Origin of the sequence: Saccharomonospora sp. NPDC046836 (assembly GCF_040645195.1) — a bacterium.
Classification (GTDB): Bacteria; Actinomycetota; Actinomycetes; order Mycobacteriales; family Pseudonocardiaceae; genus Prauserella_A.
The window spans coordinates 431,434-451,516 of sequence record NZ_JBEYXW010000001.1 but is presented as its reverse complement, the minus strand read 5'-3'; the positions used below and the strand labels follow the sequence as shown (position 1 = coordinate 451,516).

General features: G+C 70.3%; 18 protein-coding genes. 11 read left to right on the top strand and 7 right to left on the bottom strand.

All coding sequences use genetic code 11. The annotated features are described in order from the left end of the window. Positions 1–4 precede the first annotated feature (4 nt). From ABZ863_RS02290 to serS, 5 genes are read left to right on the top strand one after another with little or no spacing between them, the layout of a single operon-like run. Positions 5–601, top strand: a complete 597-nt coding sequence (locus tag ABZ863_RS02290) for a hypothetical protein (RefSeq protein ID WP_358529993.1) — start codon at positions 5–7, stop codon at positions 599–601. Next, the gene (locus tag ABZ863_RS02285; protein ID WP_358529990.1) at positions 602–1,768 is read left to right on the top strand and encodes a glutathionylspermidine synthase family protein; all 1,167 of its coding nucleotides are present in this window, start codon (positions 602–604) and stop codon (positions 1,766–1,768) included. It begins immediately after the preceding gene. Positions 1,769–1,806: 38 nt separating this feature from the next. Beyond that, positions 1,807–2,253: a DUF350 domain-containing protein gene (locus tag ABZ863_RS02280; protein ID WP_358529987.1), complete on the top strand. Its 447-nt coding sequence runs from the start codon at positions 1,807–1,809 to the stop codon at positions 2,251–2,253. Between the two features lie 17 nt (positions 2,254–2,270). Further along, entirely contained in the window at positions 2,271–3,182 is a 912-nt protein-coding gene (locus tag ABZ863_RS02275) for a haloalkane dehalogenase (RefSeq protein ID WP_358529985.1), read from the top strand. A 58-nt stretch (positions 3,183–3,240) separates the two neighbouring features. Then, positions 3,241–4,509, top strand: a complete 1,269-nt coding sequence (gene serS / locus ABZ863_RS02270) for a serine--tRNA ligase (RefSeq protein ID WP_358529982.1) — start codon at positions 3,241–3,243, stop codon at positions 4,507–4,509. On the opposite strand, the gene ABZ863_RS02265 is transcribed toward serS, so the two are convergent. Further along, positions 4,471–5,229 (bottom strand): Asp/Glu/hydantoin racemase, encoded by a 759-nt coding sequence (locus tag ABZ863_RS02265; RefSeq protein ID WP_358529979.1) that lies wholly within the window; start codon positions 5,227–5,229, stop codon positions 4,471–4,473. The genes serS and ABZ863_RS02265 overlap by 39 nt on opposite strands. A 154-nt stretch (positions 5,230–5,383) precedes the next feature. Between ABZ863_RS02265 and ABZ863_RS02260 the strand changes: the two genes are divergently transcribed. Further along, positions 5,384–5,923, top strand: coding sequence for a DUF3558 family protein (locus ABZ863_RS02260; protein WP_358529977.1), 540 nt, complete (start codon positions 5,384–5,386; stop codon positions 5,921–5,923). Positions 5,924–6,032: 109 nt separating this feature from the next. Here ABZ863_RS02260 and lhgO read toward each other — a convergent pair whose 3' ends face one another. The 4 genes from lhgO to ABZ863_RS02240 are packed head-to-tail and all read right to left on the bottom strand — an operon-like array spanning position 6,033 to position 13,023. Beyond that, positions 6,033–7,214: an L-2-hydroxyglutarate oxidase gene (lhgO, locus tag ABZ863_RS02255; RefSeq protein WP_358529974.1), complete on the bottom strand. Its 1,182-nt coding sequence runs from the start codon at positions 7,212–7,214 to the stop codon at positions 6,033–6,035. A gap of 11 nt (positions 7,215–7,225) precedes the next feature. Further along, positions 7,226–8,755 carry an MFS transporter gene (locus ABZ863_RS02250; protein WP_358529971.1) on the bottom strand — a complete coding sequence of 510 codons (1,530 nt, stop codon included), beginning with the start codon at positions 8,753–8,755 and terminating at the stop codon, positions 7,226–7,228. Next, the gene (locus ABZ863_RS02245) at positions 8,752–9,843 is read right to left on the bottom strand and encodes a C45 family autoproteolytic acyltransferase/hydolase (RefSeq protein WP_358529968.1); all 1,092 of its coding nucleotides are present in this window, start codon (positions 9,841–9,843) and stop codon (positions 8,752–8,754) included. Before ABZ863_RS02245 ends, ABZ863_RS02250 begins: the two co-directional genes overlap by 4 nt. A 54-nt stretch (positions 9,844–9,897) precedes the next feature. Further along, a complete protein-coding gene (locus tag ABZ863_RS02240) occupies positions 9,898–13,023 on the bottom strand; it encodes a BTAD domain-containing putative transcriptional regulator (protein WP_358529965.1) in 3,126 nt (1,041 codons plus the stop codon). Positions 13,024–13,091: 68 nt separating this feature from the next. Between ABZ863_RS02240 and ABZ863_RS02235 the strand changes: the two genes are divergently transcribed. From ABZ863_RS02235 to ABZ863_RS02220, 4 genes are read left to right on the top strand one after another with little or no spacing between them, the layout of a single operon-like run. Next, complete coding sequence (locus ABZ863_RS02235) at positions 13,092–14,222, top strand: DegT/DnrJ/EryC1/StrS family aminotransferase (protein ID WP_358529962.1); 1,131 nt, start codon at positions 13,092–13,094, stop codon at positions 14,220–14,222. A gap of 7 nt (positions 14,223–14,229) precedes the next feature. Then, positions 14,230–15,162, top strand: a complete 933-nt coding sequence (locus ABZ863_RS02230) for an NAD-dependent epimerase/dehydratase family protein (RefSeq protein ID WP_358529959.1) — start codon at positions 14,230–14,232, stop codon at positions 15,160–15,162. Further along, positions 15,159–15,593: an acyltransferase gene (locus tag ABZ863_RS02225; RefSeq protein WP_358529957.1), complete on the top strand. Its 435-nt coding sequence runs from the start codon at positions 15,159–15,161 to the stop codon at positions 15,591–15,593. Before ABZ863_RS02230 ends, ABZ863_RS02225 begins: the two co-directional genes overlap by 4 nt. Next, the gene (locus ABZ863_RS02220; protein WP_358529956.1) at positions 15,590–16,774 is read left to right on the top strand and encodes a glycosyltransferase family 4 protein; all 1,185 of its coding nucleotides are present in this window, start codon (positions 15,590–15,592) and stop codon (positions 16,772–16,774) included. Before ABZ863_RS02225 ends, ABZ863_RS02220 begins: the two co-directional genes overlap by 4 nt. Positions 16,775–17,197: 423 nt before the next feature. Here ABZ863_RS02220 and ABZ863_RS02215 read toward each other — a convergent pair whose 3' ends face one another. Then, positions 17,198–18,157: a Gfo/Idh/MocA family oxidoreductase gene (locus ABZ863_RS02215; protein ID WP_358529953.1), complete on the bottom strand. Its 960-nt coding sequence runs from the start codon at positions 18,155–18,157 to the stop codon at positions 17,198–17,200. Further along, positions 18,154–19,260, bottom strand: a complete 1,107-nt coding sequence (locus ABZ863_RS02210; protein ID WP_358529950.1) for a DegT/DnrJ/EryC1/StrS family aminotransferase — start codon at positions 19,258–19,260, stop codon at positions 18,154–18,156. The genes ABZ863_RS02215 and ABZ863_RS02210 overlap by 4 nt, the downstream gene beginning before the upstream one ends. 96 nt (positions 19,261–19,356) lie before the next feature. Between ABZ863_RS02210 and ABZ863_RS02205 the strand changes: the two genes are divergently transcribed. After that, entirely contained in the window at positions 19,357–20,076 is a 720-nt protein-coding gene (locus ABZ863_RS02205) for a UDP-N-acetylglucosamine acyltransferase (protein ID WP_358529947.1), read from the top strand. Positions 20,077–20,083 lie beyond the last annotated feature (7 nt).

The following is a 20,083-nucleotide window of genomic DNA, read 5'->3' as shown; positions in this document are numbered from 1 at the left end:
CTGCATGACCGACGACACCCCTGCGAACCCCTCTGACGAGGAGCCACCCCGGCGTGGCTCCATGCGCTTTCAGGACGCCGAGACAACCAAACCCCGCGAACCGACGCTCGCCGAGCAGCGCGCACGGCGCAAGGCGCTGGCCGAGGAGGAACAGCGCCGGGCCGAGGAGGAGCGAGCGCGCGCCGAGGCCGAGCGCAAGGCCGAGACCCGCCGCAAGGTCCTGATCGGCAGCGGCGTCACGGTCGGTCTGGTGGGCCTGGTCGCCGGCTGGTACCTGGTCGCCGCCCCGGAGTCCGTCACAGCCGTGTGTACCGACGGCAGCAACGCCGTCGTCGAGAACGAGCAGTACTGCGACGAAACCTACGTCACCACCCACGGTGGCTACTCCAGCGGCGGGTTCCTGTTCCTGCCGCTGCCTGGCGGCGGGTACCAGCAGTACCGGTACAACTACGGCGGCACCGGCACGGTGGGCAGCACCGTCTCCGGTGGCTCGTACACCAAGCCGGCCAACGCCAACATCAGCACCAGGTCCGGCAAGACCGTCCAGCGCGGCGGGTTCGGCATCAGCAGCGGCGGCTTCGGCAAGAGCGGAGGTTCATAGGTGAAGAGGGGCTCGGCCACCCCGCGGCGCGACTGGCAGCGCACCGTCGAGGAACAGGGGCTCGTCTACGGCACGCCCGCCCGGTACGGCTCAGGGCAGCCGCGACCCTACTGGGACGAGTCGGTGCACTACGTCCTGCCGATGGAGGACGTGCTGTCGGTCGAAGCCGACGTGGAGCTGCTGCACTCGATGTGTCTGGAGGCCGTCGACCACGTCGTATTGACCGAGCGCTACGCCGAGTTCGGGTTGCCCGAATGGGTGTGGCCGCACATCGCCGAGTCGTGGAAACGCCGCGACCCGCACCTCTACGGGCGCTTCGACCTGCGCTACGACGGCCGCGGCCCGGCCAAGCTGCTGGAGTACAACGCCGACACCCCGACGTCGCTGCTCGAAGCCGCCGTCCTGCAGTGGCACTGGAAGACCGAGGTCTTCCCCGACGACGACCAGTGGAACTCCATCCACGAGCGGCTCGTCGAGCGCTGGGGCGAGATCGGCGCCGCGTTGCCGTCGAAGGAGCTGCACTTCACCTGGTCGAGCGGCGACTCGTCCGGTGAGGACCACATCACGACGTCGTACCTGCAGGAGACCGCGGCGGAGGCGGGGCTGGACACCGTCGGGCTTGCCATCGAGGAGATCGGCTGGGACCCGCTGCTCAAGCGGTTCGTCGACCTCGAAGAAGCGCCGATGAACACGATCGTGAAGCTCTACCCCTGGGAATGGGTGATCGAGGAGGAGTTCGGCCGCTACGCCGTCGACACGCTGCCGCAGACCCTGTGGGTCGAGCCGCTGTGGAAGATGCTGCTGTCGAACAAGACCCTCCTCGCGCTGCTCTGGGAGAACTACCCGGGACACCCGAACCTGCTCCCCGCGTTCAACGACCAGCCGGGGTTGCTCACCGAGTACGTGCGCAAGCCCAAGCTCGGCAGGGAGGGTGCGAACGTGCAGATCGTCGCGCCGGGTTACGAGACACAGACGGGCGGTGTCTACGGCGCCGAAGGCTACGTCTACCAGGCATTCGACCCGCTGCCCGAGTTCGAAGGGTTCCGGCCGGTGCTGGGCGCCTGGATCGTCGGCGACAACGCCGCAGGCCTCGGGATCAGGGAGACCTCGGGGCTCGTCACCGACGACGGTGCCGCGTTCGTCCCACACCGCATTCCTCAGTCGTGACAACAACCGAAACGACCAAGTAAACCTGGGAGAACTCCGTGCTCGTAGCGCTGTCCGAGACGTTCGGGACCGACCTGGTCAGGGGTATCGGCGCGATCGCGCTCTACGCGATCGTCGGCCTGCTCCTGATGCTGTTGGGGTTCTACGCGATCGACTTCACCACCCCCGGCAAGCTGTCGGACCTCGTGCGGCAGGGGTTGCCGAACGCGGTGATCATTACGGCGTCCGGTCTGCTGTCGATGGCGTTCATCATCGTGATCGCGATCTGGACGTCCTCGACGAACCTCGCTGAGGGCCTGATCACCTCGCTCGTCTACGGGCTCATCGGCATCGTCGCCCAGGTGGGGGCCGTGCGGCTGCTGGAGTGGGTCACCCGCATCGACGTGCGGTCGACCATCGAGAGCAAGACGTTGGCACCGGCCAGCTTCATCGTGGCGTCGGCGCACCTCGCGCTCGGTCTCGTAGTAGCCGTGGCGATCTCGTAGCGGCTACGGTTGGTGGGGTGCGGTTACTGCGAACGCCCGAGGACCGATTCGCCGACCTGCCCGACTTCGACTACCCGCCCCTGTACGCCGACCTGGACAACCCGGTGCTTGGCATCGTGCGCATCGGCTACGTCGAGGCGGGGCCGCCCGATGGACCTCCCATCCTGCTTCTGCACGGGGAGCCCAGCTGGTCGTTCCTCTACCGGAAGCTGCTCCCGGTGCTCGCGGCTGCCGGGTTGCGCGCCATCGCACCGGACCTGGTGGGCTTCGGGCGTTCCGACAAGCCCGCCGATGTCGCCGACCACAGCTACGCCCGGCATGTGGAGTGGTTGCGGGCGTTCGCGTTCGACGTGCTCGACCTGCGCGGGGTGACGCTGGTCGGTCAGGACTGGGGCGGGCTGATCGGCCTGCGGCTGGTGGCCGAGAATCCGGAGCGCTTCGCGGGTGTCGTCGCCGCCAACACCGGGCTGCCGACGGGGGAGCAGGACATGCCTGCGGTGTGGTGGGCGTTCCACGACGCTGTGCGGAAGGCGCCGGTGCTCGACATCGCGCGGTTCGTCCAGTCCGGCTGCACGACCCAGCTGACCGTGGCCGAGCGTGCCGCCTACGACGCGCCGTTTCCCAACGAGATGTACAAGGCGGGGCCGCGTGCGATGCCAGGACTGGTCCCGACCAGCCCTGACGACCCGGCGACGGAGGCCAACCGGGCCGCATGGACGACACTGTCCGGGCTGGACCTGCCGTTCGTGTGCGCCTTCTCCGACGGCGACCCGATCACTGCCGGGATGAAGCCGATGCTGCTGCGCCGGATGCCAGGTGCCGCGGGCAGGGAGCACCCGACAATCGCCGGTGCCGGGCATTTCCTGCAGGAGGACGCCGGGGAAGCCCTCGCCAGAGTGGTCGCCGACTTCGTCCGCGGCCTGTCATGACGCCCCGCCTTCCGCGGCGGCGATCGGTTGCAGTTGAGCGCCGACTACCCTCATCAACGTGATTGACCCCAGGACTCTGCGCGAAGACCCGGACGCGGTTCGCGCCTCGCAGCGCGCCCGCGGTGAAGACGCGGCCGTCGTTGACAAGCTGCTGGCTCTCGACGCCGAGCGCAGGTCCGCCATCGCCTCCGCCGACACGCTGCGTGCCGAGCAGAAGCAGCTCGGCAAGCAGATCGGCAAGGCAGCCGGTGACGAGCGCGAGGCGCTGCTCGCCACGGGCAAGGATCTCGCTGCGCGGGTCAAGGCCGCCGAGACCGAGCAGTCCCGCGCGAGCGCCGAGTTCGACGAGCTGCACCGGCGCCTGCCCAACCTCGTGCATCCGGCTGTCCCCGCGGGCGGCGAGGACGACTACGTGGTGCTCAAGCACGTCGGTACGCCCCGCGAGTTCGTCTTCACCCCGCGCGACCACCTCGAACTCGGTGAACGCCTCGGCGCGATCGACACCGAGCGCGGTGCGAAGGTGTCCGGCGCCCGGTTCTACTTCCTCACCGGTATCGGTGCGCAGCTGCAGATGGCCCTGCTCAACATGGCCGCCGCGCAGGCCGTCGAGAACGGCTTCCAGCTCATGATCCCGCCCGTGCTCGTGCGCCCCGAGATCATGGCGGGCACAGGGTTCCTCGGTGCGCATTCGGCGGAGATCTACCGGCTGCCGGAGGACGACCTGTACCTCGTCGGCACCTCGGAGGTGCCGCTTGCCGGCTACCACGCCGACGAGATCCTGGACCTCGGCAGGGGTTCCCGGCGTTACGCGGGCTGGTCGACGTGCTTTCGCCGGGAGGCCGGCTCGTACGGCAAGGACACTCGCGGCATCATCCGCGTGCACCAGTTCGACAAGATCGAGATGTTCGTGTTCTGCCGTCCTGAGGACGCCGAGGCCGAACACGACCGGTTGCTCGCGTGGGAAGAGCAGATGCTCGCCAAGATCGAGGTGCCCTACCGGGTGATCGACACGGCGGCCGGTGATCTGGGCACGAGCGCGGCCCGCAAGTACGACTGCGAGGCGTGGGTACCGACCCAGCAGGCGTACCGCGAGCTGACGTCCACCTCGAACTGCACGACGTTCCAGGCGCGCAGGCTCGGCGTGCGCTACCGCGACGAGAACGGGCGCCCGCAGGCCGCGGCGACGCTGAACGGCACGCTGGCGACGACGCGCTGGATCGTGGCGATCCTGGAGAACCACCAGCAGGAGGACGGTTCGGTCCGGGTGCCCGAGGCGATGCGGCCGTTCCTAGGCGGCCGCGAAGTCCTGGCTCCGGCCGGCGAATAGCGCGCCGGGCGCGGCGACGTCGGTGACGTTCGCCGCGCGCAGTGCCGCCCACATCGTCACCTGGTTCGCTGTCAGCACCGGAATGCCGAGGTGCTGTTCGAGCGGTGCGATCAGGTCGTAGGTCGGCACGTTCGTGCAGCTGACGAACAACGCGTCGGCGCCGGTGAGATCCATCCCGGTGACCGCGCGCACGACGTCGGCGTAGGAGATCTTCCAGATGTCGGCGAGCAAACCGAGACCGAAGCTCGCCGAGGTGGTGATGCCGAACTCGGCGAGGTAGGCCAGCAGCCGGTTGGTCACACCGTCCACATAGGGCGTGACGACGGCGAGGCGGCGCACCTGCAGCTCTTCGAGCGCACTCACCAGTGCACCCGATGTGGTCACCGCGGCGGGCGCCCCGGCCGCGAGCATCGCGGTGACGAGCGCGGCCTCCCCGGCGGCGCCGTCGACGAAGCTGCCCGACGTGCAGGCGTAGGCGACCGCGACCGGTTCGGGCGTCAGGACATCGCGCGTCGCGCGGCGCACGCCGTGTGGGTTGCCCAGCGCGGACGCGAGCTGCACCGTCACCGGCTCCGGCAGGTAGGGCAGCCGGGTGGTGTGCAGGGAGACGTGGTCGGGTAACCAGCGCCAGAGCTCGCGGTCCAGCGCGAAGTCGAACGGGGCGATCAGTCCGATCCCCGTGGGCTCCGGTAGCCCGATGACGTCGGTTTCGGTGAGCACACGGCCAAGGTAAGTTGCGCGCCCGCGCGCCAGTGCTATGTGTGCACAAGCTTCACCGGCGGGAAATGCGATGTAACCCGCGTGTCGAGAACTGTCCCGTTACGCTGTGATCCGTTAATCAGGTGGCAACAAACTCGAGCAGGGGGAACTGATCTTGCGTGCGAGCGCCTTCGGCGTGCTGGCGGCATGTGTCCTGCTCAGCGCCTGTTCCAGCACCCTCGGCGGCACCGCACAACCGCAGCCGGCGCCGCCTGTGCAGAGCAGCGCGAACCGCGTCGCGGCCGGTGAGCCGTGCGCCCTGCTGAGCCCGGAGCAGGCGAGCGGACTCGGCCTCGTCGCGGAAGGCGAGTTCGTGCCCGGTGAACGTGCGCGGCTGATGCCGCCGTCGTGTCAGTGGGCGCAGAGCGATCCCGCCTCGGAGCTGGACTCGCTCACGGCCGGCCTGGAGACCACGTTCTCGCTCGCGACCTATATGGATGGTGCCGAGCCGCTCGAGACACTGGAGTACGGCGGGCGCACCTGGGGGCACTATCCCGATCCGCTCACCGGCGGCTCGGTGTGCATGCTCGCGATCGAGCTGTCCGAGACCTCGTTCATCGTGCTGACCGCGAGCGACTTCAGCGACCCGGAGCGGGCCTGCGACGTCGCCAAGGCCGCGGCTCCCCAGGTGACGGCCAACCTGTCCGGCACGTAACCGCGCGAGTCCCCCGCTCCAGCCCGCGAGTCCCCCGGTCGGGCGCGCGAGTTGCCCGGTCGGGCGCGCGAGTTGCCCGTTCGGGCGCGCGAGTTGCCCGCTCCGCGTTTCAGCCCACGCGGTCGGCGATGTAGCCGGCGATCTCCAGCGCACTGGTCGCCGCCGGGGAGGGTGCGTTGAGCACGTGCACCTGGTTCGGCGCCGTCTCGATCAGGAAGTCGTCGACGAGGGAGCCGTCGGGGAGCATGGCCTGCGCTCGCACGCCTGCTCCGTACCGCACGAGGTCGCCCGGTTGCACAGCGGGGACCAGCCGGGCGAGGCTCGCCGCGAACCGCCGCCTCGACAGGGAGCGGCGCACCTCGTCCCGACCTGTCGGCCACGCGTAACGGCGCGCCAGCCGCCACGCGCCGGGAAACGTGGCGATCTCGGCCAGGTCGCGCAGCGACACGTCCCGCCAGCGGTAACCCTCCCGGCGCAACGCCAGCACGGCGTTCGGTCCCGCGTGGACACTGCCGTCGAGCATCCGCGTGAGGTGCACGCCGAGGAACGGCAGCGCCGGATCGGGCACCGGGTAGATCAGCCCGCGCACCAGGTGCCGCCGATCGGGCCGCAGCTCGTAGTACTCGCCGCGAAACGGCACGATCCGGGCCCGCGGTGCCAGTCCGGCCAGCCGCGCGACCCGATCGGCCTGCAGGCCCGCGCAGTTCACCAGCGCATCCGCCCGCAGCACCGCGGAACCGGTGGCGATCTCCACGCCGGTGGGCGATCCAGGCCGGATGCCCAGCGCCGGTGTGCCCAGGCGCAGGTCGGCACCGCCGTGCTGGAGCAGCCGGACCAGCGCGGTGCACACAGCGGGGAAGTCGATGACGCCGGTGGACTCCACCCGCAGCGCCCGCACACACGACACCTCGGGTTCGTACTCGCGGGCCTCGGCCGCCGAGATCATCCTCGCGGGCACCCCGTTGGCCGCGGCACGTTCGGCGAGCACATCGAGTGCGGGCAGCTCGCCTTCGTCCGTCGCGACGACCAGCTTGCCGCACACGTCCACCGGAACACCGTGTTCCCTGGCGAGCGCCACGATCGACCGGTTACCGGCCACCGACATGCGTGCCTTGAACGAACCCGGCCGGTAGTACAGGCCCGCGTGCACGACGTTGGAGTTGTGCCCGCTCTGGTGCGCCGCCCAGCGGGTCTCCTTCTCCAGGACGGTCACCCGTGCGCCGCGTGTCATCAGCTCGTTGGCGACGGCAAGGCCGATGATCCCGCCACCGATGACGACGACACGACGCACGGTCCGCCAGCCTACGCGGCAGCCGCGGTGGACGGAGTCCCGGCGGCGCGGACGTGCCGCAGCAGCACCGCGGCGAACACGGCGATCCCCACCATGGTCAGCGTTCCGACCGTGGCAATGATCTGGACCCCTTCCACGTAGGCCGCGGAGGCGGCGTCCACCAGCCGGGCACCGTCGGCCTGCGGCAGCTGTGCCGCCGTCGCCACAGCACCGCCCAGCGTGTCGCGGGCGGCCTCGACGGCCTCCGGCGGAAGCCCCGACGGAGCGGTGTCGGCGAAGGTCGACCGGTACACCGCGACACCGACGCTGCCCAGCACCGCCATGCCGAGTGCGCCGCCGAACTCGGTACCCGTCTCGGACAGCGCGGATGCGCTGCCTGCTCGCTCCTGTGGCGCGCTCGCCACCACCAGGTCCGTGGCCAGCGCCGCCACTACGCCGACGCCCGTCGCCATCAGCACGCTACCCGTCACGAGCCACGCGAGACCGCTGTCGACGGTGATCTGGGTGAGTATCGCGAACCCGCACGCCGCAAGCAGAAGCCCGGACGTGATGAGGTAACCGGGCCGGATACGTCTCGCGATCACGGCGGCCAGCGTGGTGCCCACCGCCATCCCCACGAAGTTCGGCGCCGACCACAGTGCCGCCGTGAACGGCCGCATCCCGAGCACCAGCTGGAGATACTGGGCCGCGGCCAGGCTCAACCCCATGACGGCGAACATCGCGGTCAACGCCGTCAGGATCGCCGCGCTGAACTCGCGCTTGCGGAACAGTGCCAGGTCGATCATCGGATGGGGCAGGCGCTGTTGCCGGTACACGAAGGCGACGCCGACGGGCAGACCGGCCACAATGGACACTGCGGCGACCGTGTCGAACCCGTGCTCGGCGATACGCTTGATGCCGTTGATCACGGGCAGCACCGCCGCGAGCGACAGCACGGCACTGAACAGGTCGAAGCGGCCCGGCTTCGGGTCGGCGTACTCGGGCAGCAGCAGCGGGCCGAGGATCAGCAGCAGCACCATTGCCGGCACGTTGATCAGGAACACCGAGCCCCACCAGAACTGCTCCAGCAGCAGGCCGCCGATGATCGGCCCGAGCAGGGCACCACCGGCGAAACCCGCCGTCCACAGCGAGATCGCGAGTGTGCGTTGCTTGGCGTCGTGGAACATGGCCCGGATGAGCGACAGTGTGGACGGGGCCAGCGTCGCGCCACCGATGCCGAGCAGTGCCCGTGCTGCGATCAGCATCTCGGCGCTGTTCGCGTAGGCCGAGAGTACCGAGGCCACGCCGAAGGCGCCCGCGCCGAGCAGGAGCAGCCGCCTGCGGCCGATGCGGTCGCCGAGCGAGCCCATGGTGATCAGCAGCCCGGCGAGCAGGAACCCGTAGATGTCGGCGATCCACAGCTGCTGCGAGCTCGTCGGTTCCAGGTCCGCACTGAGGAACGGCAGCGCGAAGAACAGCACGGACATGTCCATCGACACGAGCAGGCTCGGCAGCAGCAGTACCGCAAGGCCCGCCCACTCTCGCTTTCCGGCACGGCTCATTTCGCCACCTCGAACGTGACCTCGGGGGAGTACCGCGCGCTACCGTTATCGGCGTCGCCGAGGTAGAACCTGCTGGTCATGGTGCGCACCGCCGGGTCGAAGACCGTGCGCCACAAGGTCCGCCACGGCTGCTCGGGCACAGCCGACATCGCGGCCGCGTCCAGCGCCGCCCGCAGCGAACCCGCCGACAGTCGGCCTGCGGTCTCCTTGGCGAGCGCCCGCGCACGCTGGTAGGTCAGGAACGTCTCCGGCGTGTCCTCGGGCAGGTCCTGCACGTCGGGGTACTCGTGCAGCTGGTGGTTGGTCACGCACAACGGCCCGCCCGTGGCCTCGATGATGTGCTCGCTGTCGTGCGCGCCGCGCTCCCACACGAAGGCCTGCCCCGAGGCATCGGCTATGAGGTAGTGACACGGCACGCCCTCGTCGTACTGCTTTGCGCCGAGGAGTGCCTGCTTGGCCTGGTCGACGTTCTCGCACGTATCGAGCAGGAAACGCGGGACCTGCGTGATGTTGAGCCCCGCCTGTGGTGCAGGCGGGGCCGTCGGCCGGGATGTACTACCCAGCCCGGTCAGCAGCAGCGTGACGGTCAACCCGGCCTCGTTGATACCCTCCGTGCAGCCGTCCAGTTCGGACATGGTGAGCGCGGTGGAGGCCAGGCCGTTGTCGGGGTACATCGTGATGACGTAGGGACGCGACGCCGCACCCGGTTCCGTGAACAGGTCGTAGTTGCGGGCCACCCGGCCCTGCCCGTCAGCGGCCAGCACGGGCGGACACCACACCGCGGAGCAACCGGAGCCGTCGGGCAGGGTCGGCATGCCGTCGAGACAGACGTTGTCGGTCTCGGGGTCGAGGCCGAAGGCGGTCGCCGCACCGGACATACGGGCGTAGTGCTCGGGCCAGTTCCGCTCGAACCACGTCCATCGTGCGCGGTTGCGCAGCGGATCGATGTTCGCGGGAACCCAGCCCGCGCTGGAGCGGGCCTCTTCGGCAAGGGCGTGCCCGATGGTGGTCTGGTCGCCGCGGAGGACGAGATGTCGGACGGTCATGAAGTCGTGCCGTCCACCTGCGACGATGGTGAGCTCATTCATACCGGCGAGCATGTGTGCGCTCGCTGACCGCCCACGCACCAACCACTGACGGCGTCAATCCGCCGCGGTGACCACTGCCAGTGCATCGGCCTTGGCCAGCGCCGCACCGCGCGCGTGCTCGGCCGCGTAGACCTCGTCGCCGAGGCGGGCACGCGCGAGGGCCGATACCCGCGCCACATCCGGGTCCCCGGCGACGGCGGCGCCGCGCAAGGCTGTCGCGGCCCCGTGCAGCAGGGCCGCCCGCCGGGCATCGCCACGCAGGACGGCCACCCCGGCGAGCCCCTCGACCGCGGAGCCGGCCGTGAGCAGGTCCCGCCAGTCACGGCCGGACCGGAACGCGTGCAGGTGCCATTTCGTGGCCTCGTCCGCCGCGCCCTCCGCCTCGGCGAGCCGGCCGAGCTCCACCGCGATCTGGCCGCGGACCTCCTCGAAGCCGAATATCCCCTGCGGGCAGTCGGCCAGCGCCCGCTCACACAGCTGCCGGGCGCGGGCGAGGTCACCGGAGAGCCTCGCCACGATGCCCGAGCCGCATGCCGCGGAGGCGGCGATCTCGCGGATGCCCTGTCGCTCGGCGAGCTCTGCCGCCAGCGCGAAATCGGTCCGCGCCGCATCGAGACTGCCGGCGTGGATGCGAACCCGGCCGCGCAGGCACAGGATCGTGGCCTCGTCTTCGAGCGCATCGAGCTGTCTGCTCAGCTCGAGTGCCTCGCCGAGCAGCGCGATCGCGTTGGCGTGGTCGCCGCGCCAGCCCGTCAGCCTGCCCAGCTCCACCAGGGTGAGCGCGGTGCCCCAGCGCTCGCCTAGCGACTGGAATTCGATGCGCGCCGCGGCCAGCTCGGTCTCGGCCTCGGCAGCTCGTCCCTGGTAGAGCCGCAGCAGGCCCCCGCCCAAACTGTCCAGTGCCAGGTACCAGCGGTTCGCCTGTTGGCGCCACCGCAGCCGCAACGATCCCGCGATCTCCTCCCCAGGGATGCCGTTCATGGCGCCCCAGAGCACCAGCAGGAAGGGGTGCCGGGCCCGCAACTGCGACATGACGCCCTCGAACTCCGCCTTCATGGCAGGCAGGTGCTCGGCGAGCCGGTCCTGCCCTGCTTCGAAGGCAGCCGACAGGACGCACATCGCGTACTCCTCGGCCAGGCCCGGCGGAGCGCCCGGCTCGAGGTCGGCGAGCAGTTCGGCCGCGAGCGTGGCTGCTTCCGTGCGCCTGCCGCGCAGCCACCAGCACGGCAACAGCGCGGCCAGCAGCCGCAACGCCGTCCGCGTGTCGTCGGCGGCGGCCCAGCGGAAAGCGGCGTGCAGGTTGTCCTGCTCGGCGTCGAGCCTGCGCAGCCAGTCCAACTGCGCGGCGGTGAGCACGTGCTCCGCGGCCGTGCTCGTCAGCTCGAGGTAGTACTCGGCGTGCGCTCGCTGCAGTCGCTCGCGTTCACCGGCCTCGGTAAGCCGCTCGGCGCCGTACGCGCGCACCGTCTCCAGCATCCGGTAGCGGCTGTCGGCGCCGAGGTCGACGAGCGACTTCTCGACCAGCCCGGCGAGCACGTCCGGCAGGGTCTCCGCGGGTACATCGCACACCCGGCCCACGGCCGCGATCGTCGCACCGCCTGAGAACACGGTCAGCCTTCGCGCCAGCGTGCGCTCGGTGTCGTCGAGCAGGTCCCAGCTCCACTCGACCACGGCGCGGAGCGTGCGGTGCCGTGGTGCCGCGGTCCGGCTTCCCCGCGACAGCAGCCGGAACCGGTCGTCGAGCCGGGCCGCCACCTGTGGCACCGGCAGGGACCGCACCCTGGCGGCCGCCAGCTCGATGGCCAACGGCAGACCGTCCAGCGCACGGCAGATCCGCACCACATCGGCAATGCGCTCGGCGTTCGCCTCGAACCCGGGTGCCGCGGCGGCAGCCCGTTCGGTGAACAGGCGCACGGCGGCGTAGTCCAGCACGTCGCGGTCCGGCTGCCCCAGCGGGGGAACCGCGAGCTGCGGCACCGGGCACAGCCGCTCCCCCGTGAGGCCGAGCGCTTCCCGGCTGGTGGCCAGGATGCGGACATGCGGGCACTGGCCGAGCAGCTGCCCGGCCAGCTCTGCGGCCGCGTCGACGATGTGCTCGCAGTTGTCCAGCACCAGCAGCAGGTCGCGTTCGGCGAGTGCGTTGACGAGCCGCTCGACCGCGGGGCGGCGGCCGCTGCCCCAGGTGGCCAGCGTGGTTTCGCGCAGGCTGAGCGCGTCCAGCACGGCCTGCGGCAGGTCCGTACCCGTGGTCAGCGGCGCCAGTTCCACAAAGCACACCTCGCCGGAATGGCTGCGCACCGCTTCGATCGCGAGCCGCGTCTTGCCGGTTCCGCCCGGCCCGGTAAGGGTCACGAGCCGGGTGGTGCCGAGCAGCGAGCGGACCTCGGTGATCTCGGCGTCCCTGCCGACGAAGCTGGTGAGTTGCTCGGGTACCCCGCGCACCGGTTGCCGTGCGGCCGGCACCGGCTGATCAGCCCGCAGCACCTCGGCATGGGCGGTGGCCAGCTCCGTCGAGGGATCGGCGCCCAGCTCGTCGGCGAGGAACCGGCGGGCCTCGTCGAACGCGGCCAGCGCCTCGGCCTGCCTGCCACCGGCATGCAGCGCACGCACCAGCAGCACCCGAAGCCGCTCGCGCAGCGGATGCGCGGCGACGAGCCCGCGCAGCTCGGCGACCAGCGGCGCCGGATCGCTGATCGCCAGGTCCGCCTCGACGCGGTCCTCGGTCGTGGCGAGGCGCAGCTCCTCCAGCCGGTCGGCGGCCAGCTCGGGGACGTCGGCGAGCGCCGGTCCCCGCCACAACGCCAGCGCCTCGTGCAGTGCCGATCTCGCGGCCGCGTGCTCACCGGCGGACAGTGCCGCCCTGCCTCGTGCGGCCAGCCGCTCGAAACGGTGCGCGTCGACGTCGCCTGGCTCGACCGCGAGCCGGTAGCCGGCGGGATGGAACTCCACCAGGCCCGGCAGCGCCTGACGCAGCCTCGATACCTGTGACTGCAGTGCGTTGGCGACGCCCGCGGGCGGCTCCTCGCCGTACAGGCCGTCGATCAACCGCTGCCGCGGGACCAGCTCACCCGCGTTGAGCAGCAGCAACCCGAGCAGTGCACGGACCTTCGGCCCGCCGACGGCGACCGGGGCGTCGTCGGTTCCGCGCACGTCGAGCGGACCGAGGATGCCGAAACGCATACGTCGAGTATCCCGGTGACCGGCGCGGTGCTCTAAACCTCCGCACGTTTTCGGCCGACAGGAGTGTCATGACAGACCACCCCGGCAGCATCGCACTGGGCCAACCAACGGTCGGGGACGCGGAGCTCGCCGCGGTGGCCGAGGTGTTGCGGTCCGGCTGGCTGTCCGGTGCGGGGCCGGCCTGCGCCACGTTCGAGGAGCGGTTCGCCGCGGTCGCCGGTACCCGGCATGCGCTGGCCACCGCCAACTGCGGTAGCGCACTGTTCCTCGGCCTTCGGGTACTGGATGTGCGGCCCGGCGACGAGGTGATCGTCGGCGACTACACCTTCCCCGCGACCGGGCACGCCGTGCTGCAGGCCGGGGCGACACCGGTGTTCGCCGACGTCCGTCCCGACAGCTGGAGTGCCGATCCCGCCGCGGTCGAGGCACTCATCACCCCGCGCACCGTCGGCATCCTCGCCGTCGACGTCGCGGGCCAGCCCGGCGAGTTCGCCGAGTACCGCGCCATCGCCGACCGGCGTGGGCTGTGGCTGTTCGAGGACGCCGCGTGTGCGGCAGGTGCCCGGTACCGCGACCGCCCCGCCGGCAGCCTCGGTGATCTCGCCGCGTTCTCCTTCCACGGCCGCAAAGGCATCACCGCGGGCGAGGGCGGTGCGCTCGTCAGCGATCGTGCGGACCTCATCGAGCGTGCCCGGACCCTGCACAGCTACGGCATCGAGCCCGCCCTGCGCCGCGAACACGAGACCGCACTGCCCATCCCCGCGTTCCACGAGGCCGGCTACAACTTCCGGATGTCCGAGGTCCAGGCCGCGATCCTGACGGTGCAGCTGGATCGCCTCCCCGCGCTGCTCGCGGCGCGCCGCTCGGTCGCGCGGCGCTACCACGCGGGGTTGGCCGGCCTCGACGGCGTCCGTACGCCCGTGGCGCTGCCCGACCGCGAGCACCCGTGGCAGTCGTACCTGCTCACCATCGAACCGCCGCTGTCCAGGGACGCCGTCGCACTGCGGCTACGCGCGCAGGGGGTGCAGTGCAACTTCGGCACCTACGCCTCGCACCTGCAGCCGGTGTACGGCCTGCGGCAGCGACTGCCGGTGTCAGCGGAGGCCTTCGCCAGGCACCTGGCGATTCCCATGCACGCCAACCTCACCGACGTCCAGGTCGACCGTGTCATCGCGGCCGTCGGGGACGCCATCGACTAGGAGAGAGATGCCAGACAAGAAGGTGTTCTTCACAGGTGGAGCCGGTTTCATCGCCGCGCACACCATCCCGCTGCTGCTGGAGCGCGACTACTCCCTCGTCATCTACGACAACATGGCGCGGGGTGACCGGGAACGCGTCAACGCCTTCGTCGGCACCGGCAAGGTCGAGCTCGTCGAGAAGGACGTTCGCTACGGCGGTGGGGTGCGCGAGGCCATCCGCGGGTGCACGCATGCGATCCACTTCGCGACCGTGTCGATCAACAAGTCGATCGCTGACCCACACGAGTCCATCGACATCAACATGACGGGCAACCACAACGTGTTCGCGGCGGCCGCCGATGAGGGCGTCGAGCGGCTGGTCTTCGCGTCGTCGGCGTCGGTGTACGGCGACCCGAGCACGTTGCCCATGCACGAGGACGATCCGCTCGATCCGTTGACGCCGTACTGCATCGCCAAGCGCGCCGGTGAGGACCTGCTGCGGTTCTACGAGCGGCAGCGTGGCCTGTCGTGGACGGCGCTGCGGTTCTTCAACGTGTACGGGCCGGGGCAGAAGATCGAGGCCTACTACACCTCGGTGATCAACCACTTCATCCAGCGCCTGCGGGCAGGCCAGTCGCCGGTCATCGACGGCAAGGGCGAGCAGTCGATGGATTTCGTGCACGTCGCCGATCTCGCGCGGGCCGTGGTGCTGGCTCTGGAGTCGGAACAGGCGAACCTGCCGATCAACATCGGCACGGGTGTCGACACCTCGATCGCCACGCTGGCCAAGATCCTCATCGATGCCGTCGGTGTGGCTGTCGAGCCGCAGTTCAACCCGCGGGACGTGCTCGTGACCCGCCGCGCCGCCGACATCGACCGTGCCCGCGAGGTACTCGGCTGGGAACCGGAGATCTCGGTCGAGCAGGGGATGTGTGACCTGGTGCGTGAGTCGGCGGGATGAACGCAACAGGCTTGCCGCCCAACGACTTCCACCCGATGGCCTGGATCAGCGGTGATCCGCAGATCGGCGCCGGAACGTGGATCGGCGCCTTCACGGTGGTGGACGGCTCCGGCGGGTTACGCATCGGCAAGGGCGTCGACATCTCCTGCGGAGTGCAGATCTACACACACAACACCACGAGGCGTTGCGTGTCCGGGCGCGCGTGTCCCGACGTGGACCGGGCGCCGGTGACCATCGGCGACCACGTGTTCCTCGGTGCGAATGCGGTAGTACTCATGGGCGTGACGATCGGCGACTCCGCTGTCATCGGTGCGGGCGCCGTGGTGACCAGGGACGTACCCCCGCGCACTGTCGTCACCGGCGTGCCTGCCCGTCCGGTTGGTACTGTCCACATTGCAGGGTCGGATGTGCGGATCGAGTACCACGCATGAGAATCGCGGTCGTCAACAACTTCTACCCGCCTAGGGTCGGCGGCAGCGCCCACCTGTCGGAGTCGCTGGCCAAGGGCTACGCGGCTGCGGGTAACGAGGTGCTGGTGGTCACCGCCGCGCATCCGGACGCTCCCGCCGACGAAGTCGTGGGCAGGATGCGGGTGGTTCGCCTGCCCGCGGTGCGGCTGCCACGGACCAGGCTGGCGGTGAACTTCGATGTGGCGTTCTCCCTGCGGCCGTCCCTGCCGCGCCGGATCCGTGAGCTGCTGGACGAGTTCCGGCCGGACGTGATCCATCAGCACGGGCAGTTCTTCGACCTCACGTGGGCGACCGGGCTGTGGGCCCACCGCAACGGTGTCCCGGTGCTGCTGAGTGTCCACACGAGACTAGAGAGTCCGCGCAGGCTGTACCAATGGGTGTTCCGGGCGCTCGATGCCGCGGTCGTCGCGCCCATTCTGCGCCGTTACCGGCCGCGGTTCGTGGTGATGGACGTCCAGATGGGCGACTACATCGGGCGCCGGTATCGCGGGGCGATCGCCGGTACGGTGGCCATTCCGGTCGGTGTCGATCCGGATTGGGTGCGTGGTGGCGACCCGCGGATCGTGCGTGAGCGCCACGGTCTCGGTGACGCGCCGGTGATCCTGTCCGCCGGGCATGTGATCCCGCTGCGTGACCGGCTGGGGCTGGTGGAGGCGTTGCCGGGTGTGCTGGCGCGGGTTCCGGACGCGAAGCTGGTCGTGGTCGGCGGCGTGTACTTCGACGCCTTCTTGCAGCGGGCCGCGCAACTCGGTGTCGAGGGCGCCATCGTCACCACCGGTGCCGTACCGAAGCGGGACATCCCGCACTATCTCGCCGCCGCGAGCGTGGAGTGCCACGAGCTGCAGGGTTTCGGCTTCGGTACGGCGAGCCTGGAGAGCATGGCGGCCGAGGTGCCGGTGGTGGCCGTGGTGCGGGAGGACAACTTCCCCGGAGTCCGGTTGGTGGACCGGGAAAACGTCCACCTGGTACCGCAGGACGAGCCGGATACTCTCGCGGATCGCCTCGTCGAGATCGTCAACGACCCCGCAGGCTCCCGCGAGATCGCCAGGGCCGGCGCGGAACTCGTCGACAAGCACTTCGCCCTCGAAACGGTACTGACCCAACACCTCGACACGCTGACCACCATGTACGCCAGGTACTAACCCGCGCGAGTCCCCCGCCCAGGCACGCGAGTCCCCCGCTCGGCTCCGCGAGTTGCCCGCCCAGGCGCGCGAGTTGCCCGCCCAGGTGCGCGAGTTGCCCGCTCGGGCACGCGACTTGCCCGCCCAGGCACGCGAGTCCCCCGTCCGGACGCGCGAAGCGCCCAGCCGGGGACCTTTCGGGTGTTCGCGCGCTAGGTGGGGCTGCGCCAGGGAGGGCTGCCGACCCAGAACATCGCGATCGCCATCGCGCCCGTGGGCACCAGTGTCCCGCTGCCGCGGGCCCGATACGAAGCCGTGACACCCCGCGGCCGGGGACGCTGGAGCGGGCAACTCGCGGTCCTGAATGGGGGACTCGCGCGCCGGAGCGGAGGACTCGCGGGCCCGAGCGGGCAACTCGGCGGCCTGGGCGGGGGACTCGCGGCGTTAGGTGGCCGACGCTAGTACGCGGTCGACTACCTCGTGGGCAGGGAGTATGGAGGCGCGTTCGGGCTCGGCATCGGCTACCCCGTCCAGCAGGTCGACAAAGCGATCCAGCTGTGTCGCCAGCGGTTCCCGCGCGGTGACCAACTCGGGCAACTCCACGATCGCCTGCTGCCGGTAACCACGACCCTCCGGTGTCGCCGCGTCGTGGGACACGTGCCGGTAAACGGTGACGTCCCGGCGTAACAGGTCGATCTCGATCATCCGGTCCAATTCGGACACCACGAGTGAGCGTACCTTCCGCTGGCCGAGCCGGGACGCCGAGATGGTGGCCAGTCCCGTCGGGAACGTCAGCACCGCGTCGACGGTATCCTCGGCGCCACCCGCCGAATCGGGATGGAAGTGGCCGGTGCCGGACACCGTTGCAGTCGGCCCGCACCCGCCGAAGAACTGGATCGCCAGGTCGACATCGTGCACCAGCAGATCCCACGCCACCCCTGTCCGGATCCGCGGCGCGTACGGCCCGTGTCGCCTGGCCACCAGGTGCACGGGCTGCTCGATCAACGCGCGGGCGGTGAGCACGGCGGGGTTGTACCGTTCCAGCAGCCCGCACATCAGCGGAACGTCCGCGCGCCGCGCGAACTCGAGGATCTCGGCAACCGCCGCCAGGCTGTTGGACAGCGGCTTCTCGACCAGCAACGGCTTACCCGCGTGGAGTACCTCGACCGCCTGCTTGTGATGCAGCTCGGTCGGTGACGCCAGCACCACGGCGTCCACATCGGACAACGTACCCATGCCGGGTGTCCATACTGCACCGTACTGATCGGCGAGCGCCTGCCCTGCCGACTCGTACGGATCGACCACCCGGACCAGAGTCGTACGCTCGTGCGAGGCGAGCACACGGGCATGCAGCGAGCCCATGGCGCCGGCGCCGACGAGCGCGATCCGATGTGGAGCACTCACGCGCCGAGCTCCTCGCGCACTGCCGCGATGATCGTCTCCACCTGCGCGTCGGTCAGTGCCGGATGTACCGGCAACGACAGCGCCTGGTCGGCGATCGCCGCCGCCACCGGGAGGTCCCGCGCGGATACGGCGGGGACGAGCGGATGCCCGCGGTAGCAGTCGTAGTCGAAGACGAGCCTGGGGTAGTAGACACCGCTGCCGATTCCTCGCGCGTTGAGCGCCTCCGCCAGCTCGTCGCGGGACAGCATCGCGTGCGGTCCGATCAGGACGGTGTATTGATGCCAGACGTGCTTGCGGCCGGGCAGCGTGGCCGGTACGGCCAGCCCTGGCGTCCCGCCGAGCCCCTCGGTCAGCCGCTGCGCGTTGCGCTGGCGGGCCGCCGACAGCGCAGGTAACCGTTCCAGCTGCGGAATGCCCACGGCGGCGTGCAGGTCGGACATCCGATAGTTGTGTCCAGGCACCACATAGTCGTAGCGGGCACGCATGCCCTGGTTGCGCAGCAGGCGCAGTCGGTCGGCGAGCCGCTCGTCATCGGTGGTGATGACCCCGCCCTCGGCGGTCGTGATGTTCTTGGTGGCATACAACGAGAAACAGCCGAGTCCGTACGAACCGACGGGCCGCCCCTCATACGCCGCGCCGACGGCCTGCGCCGCATCCTCCACAAGGTACAGATCGGCCTCGGCGGCCAGTGCCGCGTGCTTACCCATGTCCGCAGGCTGCCCGTAGAGGTGCACGGGCAGCAGAACCCGGGTGCGCGGGCCGATCGCCGCGGCCGCGGCGTCCGGGTCGAGCGCGAAGTCGTCGCGACAGATGTCGGCGAAACGCACTGTCGCACCGGCCTCGATGATCGCGTTGAGCGTGGCGACGAACGTGAACGGCGAGGTGATCACCTCGTCACCCGGCTCGAGGTCGAGCACCTCCAACGCCGCGACCAGCGCCGTCGTGCCGCTGTTGACGGCGATCGCGTGGCGGGTCCCCGCGACGCCGGCGAAGGCACGCTCGAAGCGGTCGACCATCGGCCCCTGCACGAGACCGCCCGATCGGAGGACCTCGGTCACCAGCGGTTCGGCGTCGCGGACGTCGACCACGGACAGCGGAATCATGCGGCGGCTCATCCTTTCCGTGGGGGACCTGGCGAGTACAGTGAGCGCCCGGCCATGTAACCAGCTCGTCACTGGCACGCCAACGAATGGATTCCCTTGGCTAACCGGATTCACCCGACCGCGCTCATCGGTGCGGGGGTCGAGCTCGGCGAGGACAACGTCGTCGGGCCCTACACCGTCATCGTCGGCCCTGCCGTCCTCGGTGCCGGCAACTGGATCGGCCCGCACGTCACCATCGGAACGCCCGGCGAGGACCGCACCGGGCCGCACCCGGTCGCGTGGGACAGCGCGCCGGCAGGCGATCCCGCGCGCGATGGATACGGTGTCCGGATCGGTGATGGCAACCGGATCCGCGAGTACGCCAGCGTTCACCAGGGCACGCGGCGGCCGACGACCATCGGCAACGGGACCTACCTTCTGCGGGGCAGCCACGTCGGGCACGACGTGCGCGTCGGTGACGGGGTGACGCTGGCCTGCGACGTACTGCTGGGCGGGCACACCGACGTCTGGGCGCTGGCCAATCTCGGCATGGGCACGGTCGTGCACCAGGGCTGCCGCATCGGTCCCGGGGCGATGGTCGGCATGGGTTCCGCTGTGCGCCGGGAGGTCGGAGCCTTCCTGGTCTGCGTCGGCAATCCGGCGAGGGTGACCGGAATCAACGACGTGGGCCTTGTCCGGCAGGGCATGGACGAGGCCGCGATCGCCGCGCTGGAGCCGTGGCTGAAGGGCAAGGGGGAACTCCCGGCGGACGGGGTGCCGGACGACCTCTTTACCGTGATGAAGGCGTGGAACGCGCGCGAGGTACCGACCGGATAGGGGCGAC